The organism is Paenibacillus sp. YN15, assembly GCF_003285005.1.
Taxonomy (GTDB): Bacteria; Bacillota; Bacilli; order Paenibacillales; family NBRC-103111; genus Paenibacillus_AR.
This window is the reverse complement of sequence record NZ_QMFA01000006.1, coordinates 163,522-184,700: the sequence shown is the minus strand read 5'-3', so window position 1 is coordinate 184,700 and position 21,179 is coordinate 163,522. Positions and strand designations below refer to the sequence as shown.

The window sequence follows — 21,179 nt, the reverse complement described above, 5'->3', positions numbered from 1 at the left end:
CCGACGGCTTTTTTCCGCACCAAAAAGACGGCCTTCCCGCGAAATCCGCTTCGCGGAAAGACCGTCCCGGCTCCCCATTATCACGCTGCATTTGGGAATGATCACAATCTCCGACCCGACCGTTCCAGGTCGTCTCTGTCCCTGCGGGCAGCCTCAACCGTATCCGTGTCCGCCCCGCCATACTCCAGCGCCTCATAAGCGGACTCATCCACCAGATTGCTCCTGTCTGAATTCAACCCGGTATACGAATCGGAGTTCAAAGAGCCGTAGCTGCGGAAAATTTCAAATACCCGATAGCTTTGGGCCGGATCGCTCTCTACAATGACGAGGAATTTATTGTCTTCAATATAATCATTGTACAATTGGGCCTGATCCTCCGGAATGCCCAGCCCGACGAGTCCGCCAACTACACCGCCGGCGCTGGCGCCGATGGCGGCTCCCGCCAGAGTGGCCGCAATCGGTCCCGCTGCCAGAAGCGGCCCAATGCCCGGTATGGCTAAGGCGCCCAATCCGGCCAAAAGCCCGGTAACACCGCCCAGAACGCCGCCTGCGGCCGCTCCTGCGGCTACACCCTCCGGCGCCTTCGTCTGCGTAGCCTCCTCGATAAAATCCGCATCATCCTTTTTGCGGCTGATAACCGAGATATCGTCCGGGGCATAACCCAAGGCTTTCAAATCTTCAATAGCCGCAATTGCAGCCCGCTCCGTCTCAAAAACACCTACAATATGGCGACTTCCATGAATGGTTTGATCATGTCTCATTTGTTACCGCCTCCTCAAATCGAATTGGGATCTTGGTCAAGAGATGCTACAAGCTTTACTTAAACCAACCGGGGCGGAGTGAATCTCATTTTTATTCTCTGCTTCCCCTAACCTCCCCTTTGCAGCGGAACTAAGCGTCCTTTATTACGGGAAATCCGGCTGTTGGATTTTGTTGCGGAACTCAGCGGCGCTTACAGAGGAAAAAGAGCCCCAAGTGGAGTCCAAATCTCCGTTTAAGGGTCTTTCAGTTCCGCTACAGCCGGAATTTAGCCCATTTCGCCCGATAAGGGGCGCTCAGTTCCGCAATCAGAGCCCGGATACCTTAATGAGCAGCTTCAGCTCAAAATAAAAAAGAGCCTTCCTCCACCCCCGTTGGGGATGAAGCCGAAGGCTCTTCCTGCTGTTCCGCAGCCTCGCTGTAGCGCTTATACAGAACGGCGCTTTATCCGCTCCGGTTCTGCCCGAAATACATTTCCTGAGAGATCAGCACCTCCCGGGGTTTGCTGCCTTCGTAGGGGCCTACCACACCCTTAGCTTCCATGGTGTCGATCAGCCGCGCCGCCCGGGTGTAGCCCACCCGCATCCGCCGCTGCAAAAGGGAAACAGACGCCTGCTTGGCCTCCACCACAATCTGCACAGCCTGATCGTACAGCTCATCCAGATCGTTCTCCGCTTCATCCTCCTGCTCATCCAGCTCGGGCACCAGATCCTCCTTGTACTCCGCCTGGCCTTGGTTCCGGCAATAATTGACCACATGCTCCACTTCCTGGTCCGACAGGAACGCGCCTTGCACCCGGATGGGCTTGGACGCGCCTACAGGCAGGAACAGCATGTCGCCGCGGCCCAGAAGCTTCTCCGCCCCCACCATGTCCAGAATGGTGCGGGAGTCCACCTGGGAGGATACGCCGAAGGCGATCCGTGAAGGGATATTGGCCTTGATCACGCCGGTAATAACGTCCACGGAAGGCCGCTGGGTAGCGATAATCAGATGGATGCCCGCCGCCCGGGCCATTTGCGCCAAACGGCAGATGGCATCCTCCACATCGCCCGCCGCCACCATCATCAGGTCCGCCAGCTCATCCACAATGACCACAATGTACGGCAGCGGCTCCTGCGGATTGGGGTTGGAGGGATCGGTCACCATGGCGTTGTAGCCTTCCATATTCCGGGTGCCGCTTTTGGAGAACAGCTCATAGCGCTTCTCCATCTCCACCACAATCTTCTTCAAAGCCAGGGACGCCCGCCGCGGGTCGGTAACCACCGGAGCCAGCAAATGGGGGATGCCGTTGTACACATTCAATTCCACCATTTTGGGGTCCACCATCAGCAGCTTGACTTCATCGGGTTTGGCTTTATACAGAATGCTGGTAATAATCCCGTTGATGCAAACGGATTTGCCCGAGCCCGTTGCCCCCGCCACCAGCAAGTGGGGCATTTTGGCCAGATTGGCCACAATGGGCTGGCCGGAAATATCCCGCCCCAGGGTAATGGTCAGCTTGGAGGGAGAATCCTGGAAGGCTCCGTTCTCCATCACCTCACGCAGCGTAACCACCGAAACCTCCGTATTGGGCACTTCAATGCCGATGGCGGACTTGCCGGGAATCGGGGCCTCCATCCGGATATCCTTGGCCGCCAGGGCCAAGGCAATGTCATCGGTCAAACCGACAATCCGGCTGACCTTGACACCCACATCGGGCTGGATTTCGTACCGGGTAACAGCCGGTCCCCGGACCACCTCCAGCACCTTGGCCCGGACCCCGAAGCTCTCCATGGTCGCCTCCAGCTTGCGGGCGTTGGCCTTAAAATCAAGAGCGTCCGATGCCTTGGAGTTGCCGGCCGGCCGGGACAACAGGCTGAGCGAAGGCAGCACATAAGGCCGCTCCGGTTTTTTGGCCTCCAGGGACAAGGCCATGTCCCCCGGATCGCCATGCTCGTTCTCCGGCTTCGGTGCCGAAGCGGCTCCCTTCGCCTGCTGCGCAGCCGGCTCTTCAGGCAAGGGATCAATATGATCCTGAAAATCGCGCACCACCGGTATAGCCGCATCCTCATCTGCGGTCGCACTGTAGCCAAACGCCTCCTCAGCCGCTCCGGGAGCGCCGGTCCCGCCAACAGGGGAAACCAGCACCTCCGGCTCCCCGTCCTCTTCATCATCCGCCTGCTTGTGGGATTGCAGCAGTTGGAAGAATGCGGGCTTTTTCCGCGGCTGCCGGGGCATGGACATGTACCCCTCCTCCAGATCGGAGTCGTCTTCGGGAACGTAAACCCTGGATTTGGCGGCCGCCCGGGCCGGCTTGGCCCGTTTGCCTCCGAACAGCTCCGCCAGCCTGTGGCGGAAGCCCTTGTTGACGGAGGAAGCGCCGCCTCTCAGTCTGCCCAGCACATCTACCGCGGAGACGCCGGTGACCAGCAATATCCCGATGCCGAATAAAGTCCAAACCAGAAGGGACGAACCCAGGTTGCCGAACAAAAAATAAAGCAGGGCATACAGAAGCGCTCCCGTAATGCCGCCGCCAATATTATTCTGAAGGATGCTTGTCCCGTTGTGGGACAGGCTTAACCCTTCAGTCATGGTCCGCCAGGTCTCCCCCAGAATGTACGAGGGCATCCGGAAGTCCTCATTGGGATCGAGAGCTTCAAACATGGACATATGGTTCATCAGCACAAACCCCAGCAGCAGGCAGAGAATGCCGGTTTTGCGCGCCGTCCAGTCATTGGGCCAGGCCCGCTTGACCATGCAATACAGCCCCACATAGACGGCTCCCACCGGAATAACGAAATCCATCTCGCCCACCAGGAACCGGAACATATACGTCAAAGCGCGGGATACAGAGCCCTCCCGGGACAATGAAATCACAGACAACGCAATGATGATAATCCCGTACAGCTCATACTTCAGTACCTCTTTAACCGCTTTGGAACCTCTTTTTGAGCGCTTGCGCGTTTTCCTCTTGGCCACTCCGCCACCCCCAACGCTACAAATTATACCATATTGGAGGGCCAGATACACTAGGGGAAGGCCCCGTTCAGCCAAAAAAAGCGAATGACCGTTCGCTTAAGTCCCCGAACCGCCACCCGCTTCCGGCAATACGCAAAGCATTACAGTAGACGGCTTACTTGCGGAAAAACGGCTGGAATTCCAGCATGGAGCCGGGCGCATAAGCAGGATTCAGATAATCCTGGACATTGCCGCTGTACAAACGCACAATCCGGGCCTGGGCGGCGTTCAGCCGTTCCACCTGCATGCTGATTCCGTCGATCTCCACATCCATATATTCCGGCTCAAAATTCTCCTGTCCGGCCCACACCACTTCATCCGGCATGATGGTATACAGGGTCATTGCAGCAGTCCTCCCCCCTGCTTTTTCCGCTCTTCAATGCGCCGGTTCAATTCGGCAATTGCTTCCCCAATGCCGCCGATCCGGTCGATAAGTCCGAATTTCACTGCATCCGCTCCGATAACCGTGGTGCCGATATCCCGGGTCAGCTCCCCTGTAGTAAACATCAGCTCCTTAAATTTCTCCTCTGTAACCGCAGAATGCTTGGTGACAAAACGGATCACCCGCTCCTGCATTTTGTCCAAATATTCAAAGGTTTGCGGCACGCCGATGACCAACCCGTTCAACCGGATGGGGTGAATGGTCATGGTGGCCGTCTCCGCGATAATCGAACAATCCGCCGACACGGCAATGGGGACGCCGATGCTGTGTCCGCCTCCCAGCACCAGCGTCACCGTGGGTTTGGACAAGGTGGCAATCATTTCGGCTATAGCCAGCCCCGCCTCCACATCTCCCCCGACGGTGTTCAGGATAACCAGAATGCCCTCAATCTTGTTATTTTGCTCCGCCGCCACCAGCTGGGGAATAAGATGCTCATACTTGGTGGCCTTGTTCTGGGGCGGCAGCACAATATGTCCCTCGATCTGCCCGATGATGGTCATGGTAAAAATATTGCTTTCCCCCGGTCCGGCAGTTTGCACCTGCCCCAGCTGGGTGATGGCCTCTACCGTTTTTTTCTCCTCCATGGGCTCTGCCGGAGCCGGCTGTTCCGCTTTGTTCGCCATCCGCTTTAGCCTCCTCTCGCTTACTTACTGCCATACTCTGTCATAGTATGGAGTGCGCCACTTTCTTTCATGCAAGGAGCCCCTTAAAATGCAAAAAAGCCCCGGGGGTGCGAATCCCGGGGATCTTTAAGCGACTTGGTGTGCGAAGGATGATCTAAACCTCCATAATAATGGGAAGAATCATCGGCCTTCTTCTTGTTTGCTCGTATAAGAATCGTCCTAATGCTTCCTTGACATTGGTTTTCAGGGAAGCCCATTCATTTACATTTTCGCTCATCAGCTTGGTTAGGGTGTTGGAAACAATTTTGTTGGCTTCTTCCAGAAGGCCTTCGGATTCCCGCACATAGACGAAGCCGCGGGAGATAATATCCGGACCCGACATGATCTTCCCGTCCTGCTTGGAGAGGGTAACGACCACAACGAGAATGCCGTCCTGGGAAAGCAGCTTCCGGTCGCGGAGCACAATATTGCCCACATCGCCTACGCCCAAGCCGTCAATGAGAATATTGCCGCAGGATACCTTGCCTGCCTTGCGGGCGGTCCCATTCTGAATCTCCAGGGTTTCGCCGATATCGCAAATGAAAATATTCTCCTTCTCCACACCCACATTCTCGGCCAATTGACCGTGCATACGCAGCATCCGGTATTCACCGTGGATGGGCATAAAGTATTTGGGTCTCATCAGGTTAAGCATCAGCTTCAGCTCTTCCTGGCTGCCGTGCCCGGATACGTGCACTCCGGATACGGAGCCCGGGCCGTAAATCACGTTGGCCCCCAGCCGGAACAGGTCATCCACAATGCGTCCCACGTACTTTTCGTTGCCGGGGATGGGCGTTGCGGAAATGACTACCGTATCGCCGGGAAGGATATCCACCTTGCGGTGGGTGTTGCGCGCCATCCGGGTCAGCGCCGACATGGGCTCCCCCTGGCTGCCGGTGGACAGAATGACTACACGGTCTGCAGCCATCTTGTTCACTTCCTCCGGCTCGATCAGCATGCCGTCGGAAATCCGGATATAACCCAGCTCCTGGGAAATGTTCACCACATTCACCATGCTGCGCCCGATTACCGTTACCTTCCGTCCTGTAGCTTCCGCCGCGTCGAATACCTGCTGCAGACGGTGAACGTTGGAAGCGAAGGTAGCCACTACCACACGCTGCTTGGCTTTACGGAACACCTCTTCCAGCTCCGTACCCACGTTGCGCTCGGAGCCTGTATAACCCGGCCGTTCAGCGTTGGTGCTGTCCGACAGGAGCAGCGTCACTCCGCGGTTGCCCAGATCTGCCATCCGGTGCAAATCCGCATGCTGTTCGTTCACCGGCGTCTGGTCGAACTTGAAGTCGCCGGTATGCACTACCCGGCCCTCCGGCGTCTCTACGCAGACGCCCACGGAGTCGGGGATACTGTGGTTGGTCCGGAAGAAGGTGGCCTTCAATCCGCCCAATTGAAGCTCCGAATCCGCATTGATGAGAATGCGCTTGGTTTCCCCGAGAAGCCCCGCTTCCTTCAGCTTCGCCTCCACCAGGCCCAGGGTGAGCTTCGTGCCGTACACCGGAACATTCAGTTGTTTGAGTACATACGGCAGGCCGCCGATATGATCCTCATGGCCGTGCGTCAACAGAATGCCCCGGACCTTGTCCTTGTTATCAATTAAATAACTGATATCGGGAATGACAATATCAATGCCGAGCATGTCCTCCTCGGGAAATTTCAGACCCGAATCAATTACTACAATATCATTCGCATATTGCACCACATACATGTTCTTGCCGATCTCGCCCACGCCGCCAAGAGCGAAGACCAATAGTCTGTCGTTATTCTTTTTTGACAAGAGTATACCTCCTTGGATTAAATTGCGACGATCTTATCAAGCATGTAAGAAACCGCACCAGTCACTTGACAACATTATACAGGAATGACGAGAGGAAATACAAGTTAAAGTCATTATTGCCTGTTTCACGCCGCTTCATCCGCGCCGTTTTTCGGGACTGCAAGGAATCATCAGCGGCTTTTTGGCATCCAGAATAATGGAAATCTCCCGCTTCGGCACAGCGGATATAGCCCCCGGCTTCAAAAAAGCAAAACAGTTCCGCGCGGCTTCTTTTCCCTCTTCAAAGGTCATATTCTCCCACATATGCTCCTCCAGGAGCGCATCCAAGCTCCTCCTCGTGCGCCGATAATCCTTCCGGCAAAAGCAAGCCTAGGGGCCTCCACCGGCAGCTGCTCTAGCAATAACGGAACCTGTGTCCGCTTGGTCTCCCCCATCCCCATACATGTCTTCCTCCGCAAACAAAAAAGACAGGGCCTCCGCCCCATCCCATAAGGAGCTGCGAGGAAATTAGTATCCGCTTTTGGTGACAAAATCTCCACGGTTTTGGGAGTTTTGTCAGCAAATTAGCGGTACTTTATTTCGCCGCATTCTCTAAGCTTATAAATGGCTTAGCAAATCCTCAATTAACTGCCCTTCCGCCTCATTAACCGGAAGCATGGGAAGGCGCAAGCCGCCCACCTGAATGCCCTTCAAATTCAGCGCATGCTTCACAGGCGGGATTGGGCACCCGCTCCAGGCAGTTGAACATGCCGCGGAACAGCGGGAACAGCTCATGGTGCAGTGTTCCGGCCTTCAAAAGCTTTTTGTCATCCCTCCTTTTCGTATAGCGCTGCAGCAATTTGCTGCGGTTCCAACGAATGGGGCATGGAAGGGAACGTTTCCCCAATTGTGGATACCTCAATCAATCGGTATCCTGCGGCAGCGATCAGAACATCCGCAGCATGAGAGGTATCATTCCAAAGCGCAACCGCGAGCAGGTTCTCCTTATGATAAGCTTTGGCAATAATCGCCGGATTTCGATTGACGATGCCATCCATGTCCCGGAACCTGCCGCGGCCAAGCACATGCCAGTACTTGGCGCGAAGCTCCGCCGCTTGCTTCGCATATTGGCAATAGTCTGCATACTTGTCCGCCAGCAGCTCGTTCCGGTCCTTCTCATAGCGGATTTCCAGTTCGTACCGCAGTCCGAATACGAACGCATAATTCGCTGCGCGTGGTGCTATGAATGGATTCGGGTTGCGGATGGTCACGACCGTCTCCGGGAAGCAGTACCGGAACAATTCCGGATAATTGACAAGCTCGGGAATCTCGCCGTTCGTTTCCGTATCCAGACGATTGGCCTCTCTGGACGGACCCGCAAACATGGCGTGAAGACAATCCGCATAGCCGGAATACAAATCCGTCACATGCTCCGTGAAGAACGCATATTCACGGTTGATTTCTTTGGTGCGGGCTTGAATGCCTTCAAGCAATTGCATTCTTCCTTGTGACATGGACAGCGAAGGCTTGCCTTGCGCATGCGGATGCCGATTGTCAAAGCAAGGATAAGCCGGCATGCCGCCAATCTGGTCGAACAATACGCCATCGGCACCGAAAGCGGCAATAAAGTCCACCTTATCCCTCATTAATTCCTGCCACTCCGGACAAGAAGGGCATGACACGGAGAAGGATTTGCTCGTATAGTTTGCCAGGAAAGAACTTTGATGCGACTTGTTGTAAAATTCAAAGTACGGCTCATTCCAACGGCTTTTGGACTCGAGCCGGTCCCCCCCGTTCTTGTAAAAATCGGATGAGATATCGATCAGATGACCTTGCTGGTACAATATGACCTTGCCGCCCGCGTCTTGCACGGCCTTGATGTTCGACTTGAGCGCCTCGGCGCCCCCCAGCGAGTTGCTTGCATGAACATGCGGATATTGGTTGTCATGGCCGCTATCGTACCATCCGAACAATCCGAGAGTATCGCAGCCGTGCGCCCGGGCGATTTCGTACAAGACGGGCAATTCGCCGTAATTCCACATTTCAGTCCCGAATTGCTGCTTGTGAATCACCAGAAAGAATCCTTTCATATCCTTGATCCACTGCGGCTTTTCGGTTTGATAGCGCCAATTTTCGGACCATGCCGCATATTCCCGGGCTCCTTGGTGCCAACTGCCGGTGTAGAGCTTCAGAATGGAATGGGGCGCCGTCCAGATTTCATTCCGCTTCACGAACGGCATTTTCTCCAACGTAAGCGTAATTGCACCGGGATGATGCCGGCTCCCTCTGACGAGAAGCTCGGACGTATAGAACTCGGAGTCATGGCCCGCGAAGTACAGGGTTTGATCGCCGTCGATCAGCGCCATCCATTGCATGCTTCCGCCATGCGGATGACCGCCGGGGTAATTCAAATGCAACGTGTTGGAATGCTTATTCCGGGTTTCCGTCATGTTCGACAAGTATTTGCCAACATTCGTTATTTTCTGCCCGCATTGCTGCGGCCACAGCAATGCGGGCTTCCCGCCGGCCAGCGAGTGAATAACGCCAATATTCGGATATTCGAAGTCGGTGATCAGAACATCATCGCGGTTGTCAATTTCCGCTCCGAATATCAGAGCGTCCCCTTGCAAAGACACCATCAGCCTGATTCCAATACAGGCGGCAACACCGCGAACCTTCAGCTTGTCGGCTGCGAATTCAAGGCTGTCGCCCCTTTGTACAACCCTATAGGACTGATCATTGGCATCAACGGGATTCTCCCAATCTTCTCCTTTTTTAAAAACCAGCTTGAAGCTGCCGTCAGATGGGGAGCAAATCACATTGTCCAAAGCGTCTTTCCGATTGGAAAGCCAAATCAATCTTCCCTGATTATCGAATTTCGCAGTCAAATCATCGTTGGTCAGTTCGTACACCATGTAGATCGCCTCCTTGGAAGTACGGTTATGCTTCAGGCAGGCGGATGAAAAGGCATCTTCTATGGCTCCACCAGCCAAAGAGTAAATCCGTACGGCTCCAGCACAGCCGTCAGGTCAATGCCCTTCTCCGGTCCCGTCACCCGCTCAATCCACCGGTTGGTCAAACCCAGCTCCATGCTGGCGGGGCCAGTCAAGCGGTTGTTATGCAGGGAGTCCACCCGGTATTCCGTAATTGCAGCTTTGTCATACGGTATGCTGTGCAGCGCCAGATCGACTGCCATCGGCTCATTGCCCGGATTCGTAGCCAGGACGGCGTATCCCGTAGCATCTCCGGTGGCGATAACCCGATGATGATGCTCTCCCAGCATCTCCAGCTCGTCGGTCTTGAGCATGTACAGCATGCGCATGGCATTTCCGTTGGGCGTAGAGGCATATTGCCCGTCCTCCAGCAGCAGGTACTGGGTGAATGACATTTGACTGGACGGGTTATGGAACGTGCACCAAGGAAAAAGATGCATTCCCTCCAGCCGAGTGGACAGAATCATCGCCGACAAAACGCCCGAAGCGTTCCTCAAGCTATCGGTCCAGATTCCCGTCGTCCGGGTAAAACCGTATTCATCCACAAAAATCGGGAGATCGGGCAGGCTCAGTTCTTTGATCCAGGCATGATGCATGTCGTAAAAGACCTTCATCCGGTTGGGATGGCCGTTGTAATCGTGCATGGAATAATAGTCAATTTTTCGCCGCTCATCCTTGTCGTTGGCCAGATGCTGCAAAAACTCGCGCCATAAGTGCGGGCGGTCCATCACCGCGTTGATTGCGGAACCGCCGATTTCCAGCGGAGTTTCATACCGGTAGCGCTCGTTCAATTTTCTTACAGCCCGGTATGCCCGAGTATATAGCTTGTAGTAATGTCCAGTGCCGATGCCGCCGAACCTCAGATAGTCGCTCTCGTTGCAGGGCTCGATATAACGGATGTTAGGGTACAGATTTTTGTAGTGCTCGATGACCCGTTCCACAACCTCTTCGTATTTATCGAGAGAGATGACTCCCTGCTCCGTTTCCTTCTCATACCTGCGGAGGTTCAGCAGTATTTCGTCGCAATGCTCGCTGTGGGCGGCAAGGTAGGTTTGAATATGCACCTCGGATGGGACAGTCCATCCCCAGTCGTATTCATGATGATGGGGATCGTCCTCGTACCGGTTGACCCCGATTCGATAGTTCCAGAAATATTCGTCCGTTCGATAATCCCAAACTTCGTCGAGAGTAACCCAGCAGCGCATGATTTTGGGCCGGCCGTGCTTTTCCGCCCAGAATGCCGGAAAATCGGCCGGCGGCGCAAACCGCAGCGTCGAGTTCTGGTAACGCTCCACGCGCGGCCATGTTCTTGCCGCCTTAGAAGCATCGATGCTTATCCTTGCCCTCATGGTTCTCCTCCTCAAAAGCTTACCGATTTTCCGCCTGCTTCTGGGCCTTGTAAATTTCCGTAGCCTGCTTGATCCATTTATCGCCGCCCTCCGCCAGATACTTCTTCTTGAAGCTCTCATACATGGCGTCGAGATCCCCGTTCGAGGTAATGGCAACCATCCGGAATTCAACCTCCATATCGCTCAATATCGTTCCGACGTCCTTCTGAATCTCCGGCAGGTCATAGATATAGACATCTTCTATCGTATTTTCCAAAGCCAGCTTGCGCGCCTCAATCGTAACCTTATTGAACAATTGATCCTTCAACCCGCCCATCCTGTACATTATGGCCGAATACATATATCCGCCCGCATTCCGCAGCTGCACGGCATCGTCATAAGGAGGAATCCATTCGAATTCGCCTTTGTCATTCCATTTGTGATGCACACCTTCAAGCCCGGCCCATGTTAACCTGTAGCCCTCTTCACTGACCAGGAAATCCAATACCTTCGTTGCCGCCTCCGGATGCTTCGCCTTGCTGGAAATGACGGTATACGGGGCGCTGTCCTCAAACACCGGCTTCAGATAGCCGCCTTGTCCGTTCGGTCCCTTAATGACGGTGTAGACAAATTCAGGCTTGGGATTTTCCACATAGCGGGAAAGCCAGTTCTGGGTAATTCCATCCGCATTAAAATTATACGCTCCGACTTTCCCGTTCCACACCTTCTCGTAGGATTGCTGTGCCGGCACCGTTGCGAACTCCGGATCGATCAAGCCCTCTTTGTGCAGCTTGTTCAAATACTTGATGGCGTCCAGGTACCCGGGAGCCAGCATCCATGGAACCACCTTGTCGTCGAGCAGCACCTGCCGGGTTATCGGAACGCCGAAGGCCGCGAAGAGATGCGTCCAGTTTTGATTCGCTCCGAAGGTCAAGCCGAGCCCAATCGTATCGTTCAGCCCGTTCCCATCCGGATCCTCCTTCACGAAGGCGCGCAGAACCTTTTCGTATTCCTCCAGCGTCTCCGGCACTTCCAGCCCGAGATGATCCAGCCAATCCTTGCGGATGGCAAGTGCGCTGCCCGGGAACCAGCCGTAGGGAATTCCGTAGATTTTTCCGTCGATGGTTGCCGGCCCCTTCATGTACTTGCCTTTATTCTCCATCAGATTCGCTCCATTGGACGCCAATAAATCATTCAACGGCATAATCACGCCGTTCTCTGCCATCTCCTTCAGACTAGCTTTGGAAACCTCGAAAATATCCGGCGCATTCCCGCTTACGATCATGGTATTCAATCGGTTGCCGTAATCGGCAGTGACGACGGACTCCACTTGCACATTGACTCCTGTCCGTTTCCGAATTTCCTGAATGACCGGGTTATTTTCGGGGAACTCTGTAGCCTTCTTCATCAGGATTCTGACCGTTGGAGGCTCTGCAGAGGGCGAGGGCTGGGATGCGGATGCTTCACCCGAATTCGCCTCATTGCCTGCATTGGAGTTGCTGCATGCCGATACAAATAACAGGATCAGAAGAAAGAACAGGTTTATCCTTTTCAAAGACGCTTTCTTGTTCACAATAATCCTCCTCGTATAGGTAATAGCCGTCCATGACGAAACACTGGCGATTCAATCAAGCCTTCACAGAGCCGATCATGACACCCTTGACAAAATATTTCTGCAAAAACGGATAGATGATCAGCATCGGCAGGATCGAGGCTACGATTGCTGCCATCTTCAAGGTTTCCTCGGACACATTCGCCATCACTGCACTGTCGTCAAACTCTCTTGCCGATTCCATCGCGCTGTAATTCAGCATGCTTCGCAGAAATACCGGCAACACCTCCTTTTCTTCAGAATGGATGTAAAGAACGGCATCGAAGTAAGCATTCCAATGGGAGACACCGTAGAATAACGCAATCGCCGCAATTACCGGCATCGATACCGGAAGAATGATCGAGAATAATGTGCGCAATGGCGTTGCGCCGTCCATGCTTGCCGACTCCTCCAGCTCCGGCGGAATGCCCTGAAAGTAATTTTTCATGATGAAGAAGTTCCACGCGCTGATCGCCGAAGGGACAATCAGCGCCCATAAAGTATCGACGAGGCCCAAGCTGTTTACCAGCAAATAAGTTGGAATCATGCCGCCGCTGAACAGCATGGTGAAGAAGATCATAAGTGTGAGCGGCGTCCGCCATAGGAAACGTCGGATTGATAAGGGATAAGCAAGCGTCGCTGTAAAAACGACATTGATCAAAGTGCCGGCAAACAGCCGGAACAGCGAATTGGAATAAGCCTGTCCGATTCCCGAATTTTGAAACAGCATCCCATACGAGTTGAACGAAAATCCCCGCGGAAGAAGGAATAACCCCCCTCCCAAGGCCAGCTTGGGATCGCTTAATGAATACATCAGTACATGCCAGAACGGATAAAGGGTCACAATTGCAGTAACTAGCAAGAAAGCGTTCAATACCCATTGGCCGGAATCTTCTTGCCGGATTGCCCTCATTCCCTTCCTCATCTAGATTAGCCCGCTTTCTTTGTCAATTTTTTTGGCAATAAAGTTTGTAACCAACACCAGAATTAACCCCACGGCGGATTTAAACAAACCGGAGGCGGTGGAAAGATCATATTTGGCCTCATTGAACGCCAGCTTGTATACATACGTATCAAGAATTTCGCTGACCTCATACACCAATGGACTATAGAGCGCAAATACCTGCTCCAACCCCGCATTCAAGAAGCTTCCAACCTTTATGATCAGCATAATGACGATGGTGGTTCGGAGACCCGGAAGCGTAATGTGCCATATTTGCCGCCATTTTTTTGCGCCATCCACCTTGGCCGCTTCATACAAATGCGGATCAATCGTGGCAATGGTGGCCAAATATAATACGCTGCCAAACCCTGCTTCCTTCCAGATGCTCGACCCGATCAGCAGACCGCGAAAGGTTTCCCGGCTGCCCATTATATTGATAAACGCACCCTCATGCCCGAGCCAGCCTGCCATTTCTTTCACGATGCCGGTAGTAGGCGATAGAATCGCATATAAAATGCCGCCAATCACAACCCAGGATACAAAGTGTGGCAGATAGACGCTGGTTTGCACAAATTTCTTGAACGCCGCATGTTTCGCCTCGTTGATGAGCAGCGCCAAAATGATCGGCGCAGGGAACACAAATACGAGTTGATAGAGGCTAATGAGAAGTGTATTTCTTAACGCCCGCAGAAATCCGGACATCTCGAACAGTCTTCTGAAATTATCAAATCCGACCCAATCACTGCCTGCAATCCCCTGATAGATGCTGTAGTCCTTAAATGCTATAACAATTCCGTACATGGGGCCGTATTCAAAAACAAGGAAATAAAGCAGTCCCGGCAATGCCATCAGATAAAGCCATTTATCTTTTCGCAGCAGATCGAAGGTTTTGGTCAACCGACCGGTTTGCATGTCTTCGTCCCATCCTTTCTTTTCCCCATTACTATACGCATGCTTCCCGGATCAAACCAACCTCCAAGATTCCCTCGGCCTGCAATATTCTCAAAATCAAAAAAAGCCCGGGGTTTGCTGCTGCAGCACCATTCGTGCATTTCCGCAGAACCCCGGACTAATCCGCTGACCGTTTATCCCTACCATTTTCTCAAAGCACGCAGTATTCTCATGTTGCCTTTCTTTCCAATTCACAAACCCTCCGGAGCTCTAATGGCGTAATTCCCTCCATCTTCTTGAATGCTCGGGTGAATGATAAAGCGTTAAGATAACCGACTTCCTGGGAAATTTGTTGAATAGGGATCTCTGTTTCCAAAAGCATTCGCTTCGCATGCTCAATCCTGGTTTGCATTAAATAATCCACGAAATTCTCGCCAAACTGCTCCTTAAACAATCTGCTCAGTGTCTTGCTGTTGATATCGAACTCGCCGCTAAGAAAGGAGAGTGACAAATTCGGGTCGGCATAATGCCGATCGATATATTCCCTGACTTTGCACAAGGCTTCGGCATGTCTGTTCTTGTTGCGGATGGCATCCAAACGAATGCCAGCAGTCACCAAAATCTCACGAATCCCGTAGACGATTTCCTCCACTGAGGTCTGTCCCTTCATCGCGCGTTCCAGCTCCAGGTCAAATTCTGTGTTCCATACCTCCAGCAGTTCGTTGGACATCTCGGACATTTCCCTGCGAATGTGGTAGACCAGACCCTGAACAAGCATGTCGATATCTTCCTTGGGAACAAGCAATGTCTTCACCTGACCCACCCACTCATTCAATCGATCCTGCCAATCGGGAACAGCCAATCGATACGAAACGGCAAGGTCGCGTGAAGCGGAGAGCATCCCCAGATAACTGAAACGGTCCATACCGTCAATATCCCAATTCCCGATCAACCGATTCTTCCCTAAGGACAGCTTGTACTTCAGCATTTGACGGGCTTCCCCGTAAGAAGCAGCAATATGTTTCGTTTCCCAAACCGGGCTGCCAAGACCGATGCTGATCTTGATATGCAAATGGCCGCTGATCCAGGCCAGAGCTTGCTGCAAGGCGGAGATAATCGCCTCCTGCCGGGTGGGATCGCTCCTTTGAATGGGATACATCAAAGCAATCTGATCCGACGAGACCCACTCCGCCCATGGATACGGCCGGCCCGCTTCATGATCCATTTCTACCAATGCGCTGTACATGGCGAACTTCAACGCAGACATATCGCGCTCGTTGAACCTTGAGCTGATCACATTGTAGTCGTCAATTTCCACAACCGCCAAGACAAAGCCTTCGAAGTCAGGACTCCAATTATGCGCCGACAATCGTTGCCTCGCCTCCGCCGCCGTTCCCGAAAAACCTCCTTCCCTTAGCTCGGCAAACAGGATTCTCTTTTTGATTGCTGCATGTTCCATATGCTGCTGTTCAAATTTCGTCGACTCCTCTATCATTCTTTCCAGCACAAGCTCCAAAAACCCAAACTCGTCATGACGCTGTTTTTTCTCGAAGGGCAGCTTAACATTGGATACAAGCTGATCTACCTTGGACATAATCGCATGAATCGGCTTATAATTCCTTCTGGTGGTGTACACCGTCCACAGCAAACCGAGACAAATGACAATAAAGCCCACAGCGGCATACAAAATGGCAACCGTCTTCAGAATGCCGTTCAGGACGCCTTCGGAATAGCCGAGGCGAATCGTATACCCTGTGAAGCTTGAAGAATCGACGGCTGTCTCATTTATATGTCTGGGACCTGATCTGACGATGGGCTTGCCTTCCGCATCCGTCACTTCCACAAAGGTGCTGCTTGGATCGGTCAGATGGCGGACAAGCTCCGTTAGACCGCTCACACTGATATTCATCACGATAAGTCCGCCCGCTTCCCGAAAGATCGGTATGGAACGCGTCAAGGTGATGACCTGATCCGGGGTCTGAACATCAAATTCTTTATAATTTCTTACGCCGCTCCAGGCAGCCCGGTCCGCCTCAGTTAAGCGGACAGCCTCCTTGATAAAATCCCGGTCACCGAATTGATCAAGCGAAGTGATGGCATTGATGGATTGCACAGACTGATCCGAGAACCGATAAACATACATCGAATGAATCAGCGGATACGTCAAAGTGATCTCCCTTAGCATAACCGAGAGCTCGTATGTTTTGTAATACGGGGCGTAGGCCGGACTTAACTGTACCTGTTGATTAAATTGAGTTTTATCCAGCAGCTCGCTAAACACCACCTGCTCGCTCAAGCGAACCTCCCTGTCGATTGCGGAGTTGACAAACTTCGCCATGACCAGACTTTCCTTCTTCATGGTTTCGTGGGACAAGTATGCGGAGCCTGCAAGAGTCAGCAAAACAAGAATGGTAAACACACAGAACACAATCGGCAGGTAGGAAACTAGCAATTGCTGATAATACCTCTGTTTATTCATCTCACAGGCTCCCTTGGCTCTTGGTTGTTCTTCCGAGTCCAGGTATTAAAATTAATTATGATGGCCAACCATTCTTGTAATGTTAGAGGGAGGTTAAACGGATGTTAAATCTCAACGATGGAGGCAATCAGTGCTTTTCATCAAGCCAATTCTTATACAAAAGAATGTTTATTGCTAAATAATGGTATTTTTTGACATTTTCTTTTTTGGGATTTTCTTTTTTCTGGCGTGCAAAGAAGCCCCGCTCCGGTGAGTGAGCAGGGCTTTCATACGCCTTGGCAGTAACCTTATCACAAGGACCGCCGTCTTCGTTATAATGGGCTACAGCTTGGCAAGCAATTCCTCAATAAACTGCCCTTCCGCCTCATTAACCGGAAGCATCGGCAGACGCAAGCCGCCTACCTGAATGCCCTTCAAATTCAGCGCATGCTTCACAGGCGCAGGATTGGGCACCCGGTGCGGACAGTTGAACATGCCGCGGAACAGCGGGAACAGCTCATGGTGCAGCTTCCTGGCCTTCACCGGATCGCCGTCCGCATAAGCGTTGACCATGCTGCGGATTTGTCCGCCGATAACATGGCTGGCTACGCTGACTACCCCGTAGGCCCCCACAGAAAGATAAGGCAACGTAAGGGAATCATCCCCGCAATAAATCTTCAGATGGGAAGGTGCCTTGCCCACAAGCGCTGTAATATGGTCCAGGTCTCCGTGGGCTTCCTTGGAGGCCACAATGTTCTCGAACTCATTGGCCAGCCGGAGGGTAGTATCCACTTCCACATCAATGCCGCAGCGGGAAGGAATATTGTACATCATGATCGGAAGCTTGGTTGCCTGGGCAATCGCCTTGTAATGCTCATAAATGCCGGTTTGGGACGGCCGGTTATAATAAGGGGCGACAATCAGCACGCCGTCGGCCCCTGCCGCCTCCGCCTCCAGAGTCAGCTGCACACTGTGAAGGGTATCATTGTTGCTGGCGCCGGCAATTACCTTGGCGCGTCCCTTGGCCAGCCGGACCACACTCTCCACCATCCGCTTGCGTTCCTCATCCGTCAAGGTGGGAGACTCTCCCGTGGTGCCGCATACGACCAAGGTCTCACTCTTCTGCACCTCGATCAGATAATCCACCAGCGCCGGCAGCTGCTCCCAATTGACCTCTAGACGTTCGTCAAACGGGGTAACCATTGCTGTAACAAGTCTGCCAAAATCGGTCACCGCCCAAAACCTCCCTGAACAATAATTTCAAATTCTTATGACAGCAACAACTCTCGCGTTTCGGGTAACTCCGACAAATCCACAAATCGGCCACCAGCGCCTACTCGGACAAAAATGCCCGGTGCAGCGCCTTGACGGACTTGACCAGATCCGTCCCCTGAACCAGCACCCAGATGGTGGCGTTGGAATCGGCCGACTGCAGGATGCTGATATCTTCATCGGTCAAGGCTTCCACAATATGCGCCATAATGCCGGGAACCCCGTGAATGCCCCCGCCGATCACGGATACCTTGGCGCAGCCGGGAGTCAGCCGGGGCTCGAAGCCCATTTCCTGCAAAGCGGCCTCTGCGCGCTCCCCTTCGTGATCAAAAACCGTGTACATCACGCCCGACGGATTTACATTGATGAAATCCACACTGATCTGCCGCTCCGCCATAGCTTTAAATACTCTCACCTGCATGTCAAAGCCCGCATTCGGGTTGGGCACTGCAATCTGGGTCACATTGGGCACGTGGGCAATGCCGGTTACGAAGCGGTCCCGCACTTCATTTCTCTCCTGCTTCAGGGCGTCGAAATTGGCTACCAGCGTGCCCTCGTCCTCCGCGAAGGTGGACCGGACGCGAATGGGGAGATTGGCCTGCATGGCCACCTCCACAGCCCGGGGATGGATCACTTTGGCCCCGTTGTGGGCCATGTTGACAATTTCGGAGAAGCTGACCTGCGGGAGAAGCCGGGCGTTCTCCACCAGTCTGGGGTCAGCGGTAAGGATACCGCCTACATCGGTAAAAATATCGACAATTTCCGCCTTCAACGCAACGCCCAGCGCCGTAGCCGAGGTATCGCTTCCTCCTCTGCCCAGGGTGGTGGCATCGTCATTGGCCGTTTTCCCTTGAAAGCCGGTGACAATGGCAACCTTGCCCTGCTCCAGAATATCATGAATGCGAGCAGGGTGAATGGTGAGAATATGCGCATTGCCGAAATTGTCGCTGGTCAGAATACCGGCCTGCCCTCCCGTAAGCACAGTGGAAGGAATCCCTTCCGCATTCAGGCTGCTGCATAAGGTGGCGGCAGAAATGGTCTCGCCGCAGCACAAGAGCAAATCCCGCTCCCGGGCGGGAAGACTGTCCCCGTTTTGGCGGACCAGCTCCAACAGCGTATCCGTGGCATATGGATCTCCTTTTCTGCCCATAGCCGAAACCACAACCACCAGCTTATACCCCAGCGACAATGCCTTGCGGATATGACGGATAACATGCTGACGCGCTTCGGGAGTAGACAGGGACGTTCCCCCGAACTTCTGTACTAAGATCCGCATCGCTTCTCGTCCTCCAGCGCCTCAATATTTGAACCGTTCGATCACCATCGGCTGAAGCTGCTTGCCCTGAAGCGCCGCCTCGCAGGTTTCCAGCAGCAGCTCCATCCGCGCCACAAGGGAATTGGGCTTGGCGGTGGGCGCATCTTGCCCATACGGCACAAAATAGACATTCTTGGCCACCAGCAACTTGGCAATATTGGCTGCATTCAAGCCAAGCCCGTCGTTGGTGGAGATGGCCAGCACCAGAGGGCGCTGGTTTCGCATTTGAGCCTTGGCCGCCATCAGAACGGGACTTTCCGTTATGGCATTGGCCAATTTGGCGGTGGTGTTGCCGGTGCAGGGAGCAATCGCCAGCACGTCCAGGAGCTTCGAAGGTCCCAGCGGTTCTGCATCTACAATTGTAGAAATAATATCATTCCCGGTTATATCTTTCAACCCCTTTTGCCAATCTTCCGACTTCCCGAACCGTGTGTCCGTGCTGAGCACACTGTAGGAAGCAATGGGAATTACATTGGCTCCGGCATCTACAAAACGCTGGATTTGGGGCATGGTTTCGGCAAAGGTGCAATGCGAGCCCGTCAGGGCAAAACCCACCGTTTTTCCGCTCCAAAAGCTCATGGGGCATTCCCTCCCTTCACAATATCCTCCATCAGAATATCCGCAACCGTCTTGGCGATAATCTTCCCCGCCGTTTTCGGCGCCACAATCCCCGGAAGCCCCGGAGCCAGCATAGCCTTGACGCCCCGCTTCTCGGCAAACCGGAAGTCCGTGCCCCCCGGCTTGGAGGCCAAATCAATAATCAAAGCGCGGTGCGGAATATGCGCAATTACCTGGGCGGTCACAATAGGGGCCGGAACAGTATTGAACAGAAAATCCACATCCTGCACCTGGGCGATGAGATCCCGGGTATAGAAGGGCTGGAAGCCCATTTCCCAGGCTCTGGCATAATCCTCCTGCTTGCGGACGCCGGCCTTGACCTTGGCGCCCAATCCCTTCAGGGTACGGGCCAGAGTCAGCCCCGTCCGCCCGATGCCAAGCACCATACTAACCGATCCGTGTATCGTAAAATCAGTATGCTGAATCGCCATCATAATGGCGCCTTCCGCGGTAGGAATGGAATTGAAGATCGCCACATCGTCCCGGTCAAACATTTCGACGAGCCGGATTCCCTCTTCCTTGCACAGCTCCCGGAGATAGCTTTTGGCCATGCCTGTGAAAATCTTTGCATGTTTGGGCAGCGCCGCCACCAGCTCCCGGGTCAGCACCAGCTCCTCGGTGGCAAATACCGATTCCACCCTGCCCGCATCATCCGTTCCCACGGCAGGAAGAATGAGCACATCCGCCTTTTCCAGCACCTCTGCCGTAAGCCTTGCCCGTGACGCTCCATTTATAGGCATCTGCAAATTATCGAAGCCGATCAATTGTACTCCCGCATCCAGTTCCAAAAGCTTCTGGATCACCTCCAGCTGGCGGGCATCCCCGCCGATCAATACCACCTGCGTTTCGGTGAGCACCCATACACACCCCTTTCCGTCCTTCAATATCCCATGGTATGCACAAAAGAAGCGCTGGGTTACTGTCCGGGAAAAGGCCGTTTCCCAACAAAAAAAGCACTCCCCCCGGGTGTGCCGGAAGGAATGCTCAGATCAGGATATCTCATGCTTCTACTTGCTGGCCAGCTCACCGGGAAACGCTCTACCCCCATCCAATCGTGATCAATTCCCTTGTTCGTCAGACAATAGCGACATTTCTCCATGCCGTTCCATCCTTACGCTCAATATATTACGCAAAAACGC

Annotated in this window: 17 protein-coding genes; all 17 read right to left on the bottom strand. The window is 53.5% G+C overall.

Going from position 1 to position 21,179, the window contains the following annotated elements:
* Window positions 1-101: 101 nt before the first annotated feature.
* Entirely contained in the window at window positions 102-761 is a 660-nt protein-coding gene (locus DQG13_RS07735) for a general stress protein (protein WP_113019176.1), read from the bottom strand.
* 442 nt (window positions 762-1,203) lie between these two features.
* The gene (locus DQG13_RS07730; RefSeq protein ID WP_113019175.1) at window positions 1,204-3,717 is read right to left on the bottom strand and encodes an FtsK/SpoIIIE family DNA translocase; all 2,514 of its coding nucleotides are present in this window, start codon (window positions 3,715-3,717) and stop codon (window positions 1,204-1,206) included.
* Between the two features lie 154 nt (window positions 3,718-3,871).
* Complete coding sequence (locus DQG13_RS07725) at window positions 3,872-4,099, bottom strand: YlzJ-like family protein (protein ID WP_113019174.1); 228 nt, start codon at window positions 4,097-4,099, stop codon at window positions 3,872-3,874.
* Entirely contained in the window at window positions 4,096-4,821 is a 726-nt protein-coding gene (locus DQG13_RS07720) for a ClpP family protease (RefSeq protein ID WP_113019173.1), read from the bottom strand. The genes DQG13_RS07725 and DQG13_RS07720 overlap by 4 nt, the downstream gene beginning before the upstream one ends.
* Window positions 4,822-4,975: 154 nt before the next feature.
* Window positions 4,976-6,652, bottom strand: a complete 1,677-nt coding sequence (locus DQG13_RS07715; RefSeq protein WP_113019172.1) for a ribonuclease J — start codon at window positions 6,650-6,652, stop codon at window positions 4,976-4,978.
* Window positions 6,653-6,787: 135 nt separating this feature from the next.
* Window positions 6,788-6,979, bottom strand: a complete 192-nt coding sequence (locus tag DQG13_RS07710; protein ID WP_113019171.1) for a class I SAM-dependent methyltransferase — start codon at window positions 6,977-6,979, stop codon at window positions 6,788-6,790.
* Window positions 6,980-7,295: 316 nt separating this feature from the next.
* The gene (locus DQG13_RS30690; protein ID WP_181592633.1) at window positions 7,296-7,448 is read right to left on the bottom strand and encodes a hypothetical protein; all 153 of its coding nucleotides are present in this window, start codon (window positions 7,446-7,448) and stop codon (window positions 7,296-7,298) included.
* A 10-nt stretch (window positions 7,449-7,458) separates the two neighbouring features.
* On the bottom strand, window positions 7,459-9,546 hold the full coding sequence (locus DQG13_RS07700) for a DUF6259 domain-containing protein (protein WP_113019170.1): 2,088 nt from the start codon (window positions 9,544-9,546) through the stop codon (window positions 7,459-7,461).
* 59 nt (window positions 9,547-9,605) lie between these two features.
* On the bottom strand, window positions 9,606-10,973 hold the full coding sequence (locus tag DQG13_RS07695) for a glycoside hydrolase family protein (RefSeq protein WP_113019169.1): 1,368 nt from the start codon (window positions 10,971-10,973) through the stop codon (window positions 9,606-9,608).
* Between the two features lie 19 nt (window positions 10,974-10,992).
* Window positions 10,993-12,525, bottom strand: a complete 1,533-nt coding sequence (locus DQG13_RS07690; protein WP_113019168.1) for an extracellular solute-binding protein — start codon at window positions 12,523-12,525, stop codon at window positions 10,993-10,995.
* A 55-nt stretch (window positions 12,526-12,580) separates the two neighbouring features.
* On the bottom strand, window positions 12,581-13,456 hold the full coding sequence (locus DQG13_RS07685) for a carbohydrate ABC transporter permease (protein ID WP_113019167.1): 876 nt from the start codon (window positions 13,454-13,456) through the stop codon (window positions 12,581-12,583).
* Between the two features lie 12 nt (window positions 13,457-13,468).
* Complete coding sequence (locus DQG13_RS07680; RefSeq protein ID WP_113019166.1) at window positions 13,469-14,398, bottom strand: ABC transporter permease; 930 nt, start codon at window positions 14,396-14,398, stop codon at window positions 13,469-13,471.
* Between the two features lie 208 nt (window positions 14,399-14,606).
* On the bottom strand, window positions 14,607-16,856 hold the full coding sequence (locus DQG13_RS07675) for a helix-turn-helix domain-containing protein (protein ID WP_113019165.1): 2,250 nt from the start codon (window positions 16,854-16,856) through the stop codon (window positions 14,607-14,609).
* Between the two features lie 321 nt (window positions 16,857-17,177).
* On the bottom strand, window positions 17,178-18,068 hold the full coding sequence (gene dapA / locus DQG13_RS07670; protein ID WP_113019164.1) for a 4-hydroxy-tetrahydrodipicolinate synthase: 891 nt from the start codon (window positions 18,066-18,068) through the stop codon (window positions 17,178-17,180).
* 100 nt (window positions 18,069-18,168) lie between these two features.
* Window positions 18,169-19,383, bottom strand: coding sequence for an aspartate kinase (gene dapG, locus DQG13_RS07665; protein ID WP_113019163.1), 1,215 nt, complete (start codon window positions 19,381-19,383; stop codon window positions 18,169-18,171).
* A gap of 21 nt (window positions 19,384-19,404) precedes the next feature.
* Complete coding sequence (locus DQG13_RS07660) at window positions 19,405-20,001, bottom strand: dipicolinate synthase subunit B (protein WP_113019162.1); 597 nt, start codon at window positions 19,999-20,001, stop codon at window positions 19,405-19,407.
* Window positions 19,998-20,897, bottom strand: a complete 900-nt coding sequence (gene dpsA, locus DQG13_RS07655; RefSeq protein ID WP_113019161.1) for a dipicolinate synthase subunit DpsA — start codon at window positions 20,895-20,897, stop codon at window positions 19,998-20,000. Before dpsA ends, DQG13_RS07660 begins: the two co-directional genes overlap by 4 nt.
* Between the last annotated feature and the right edge of the window lie 282 nt (window positions 20,898-21,179).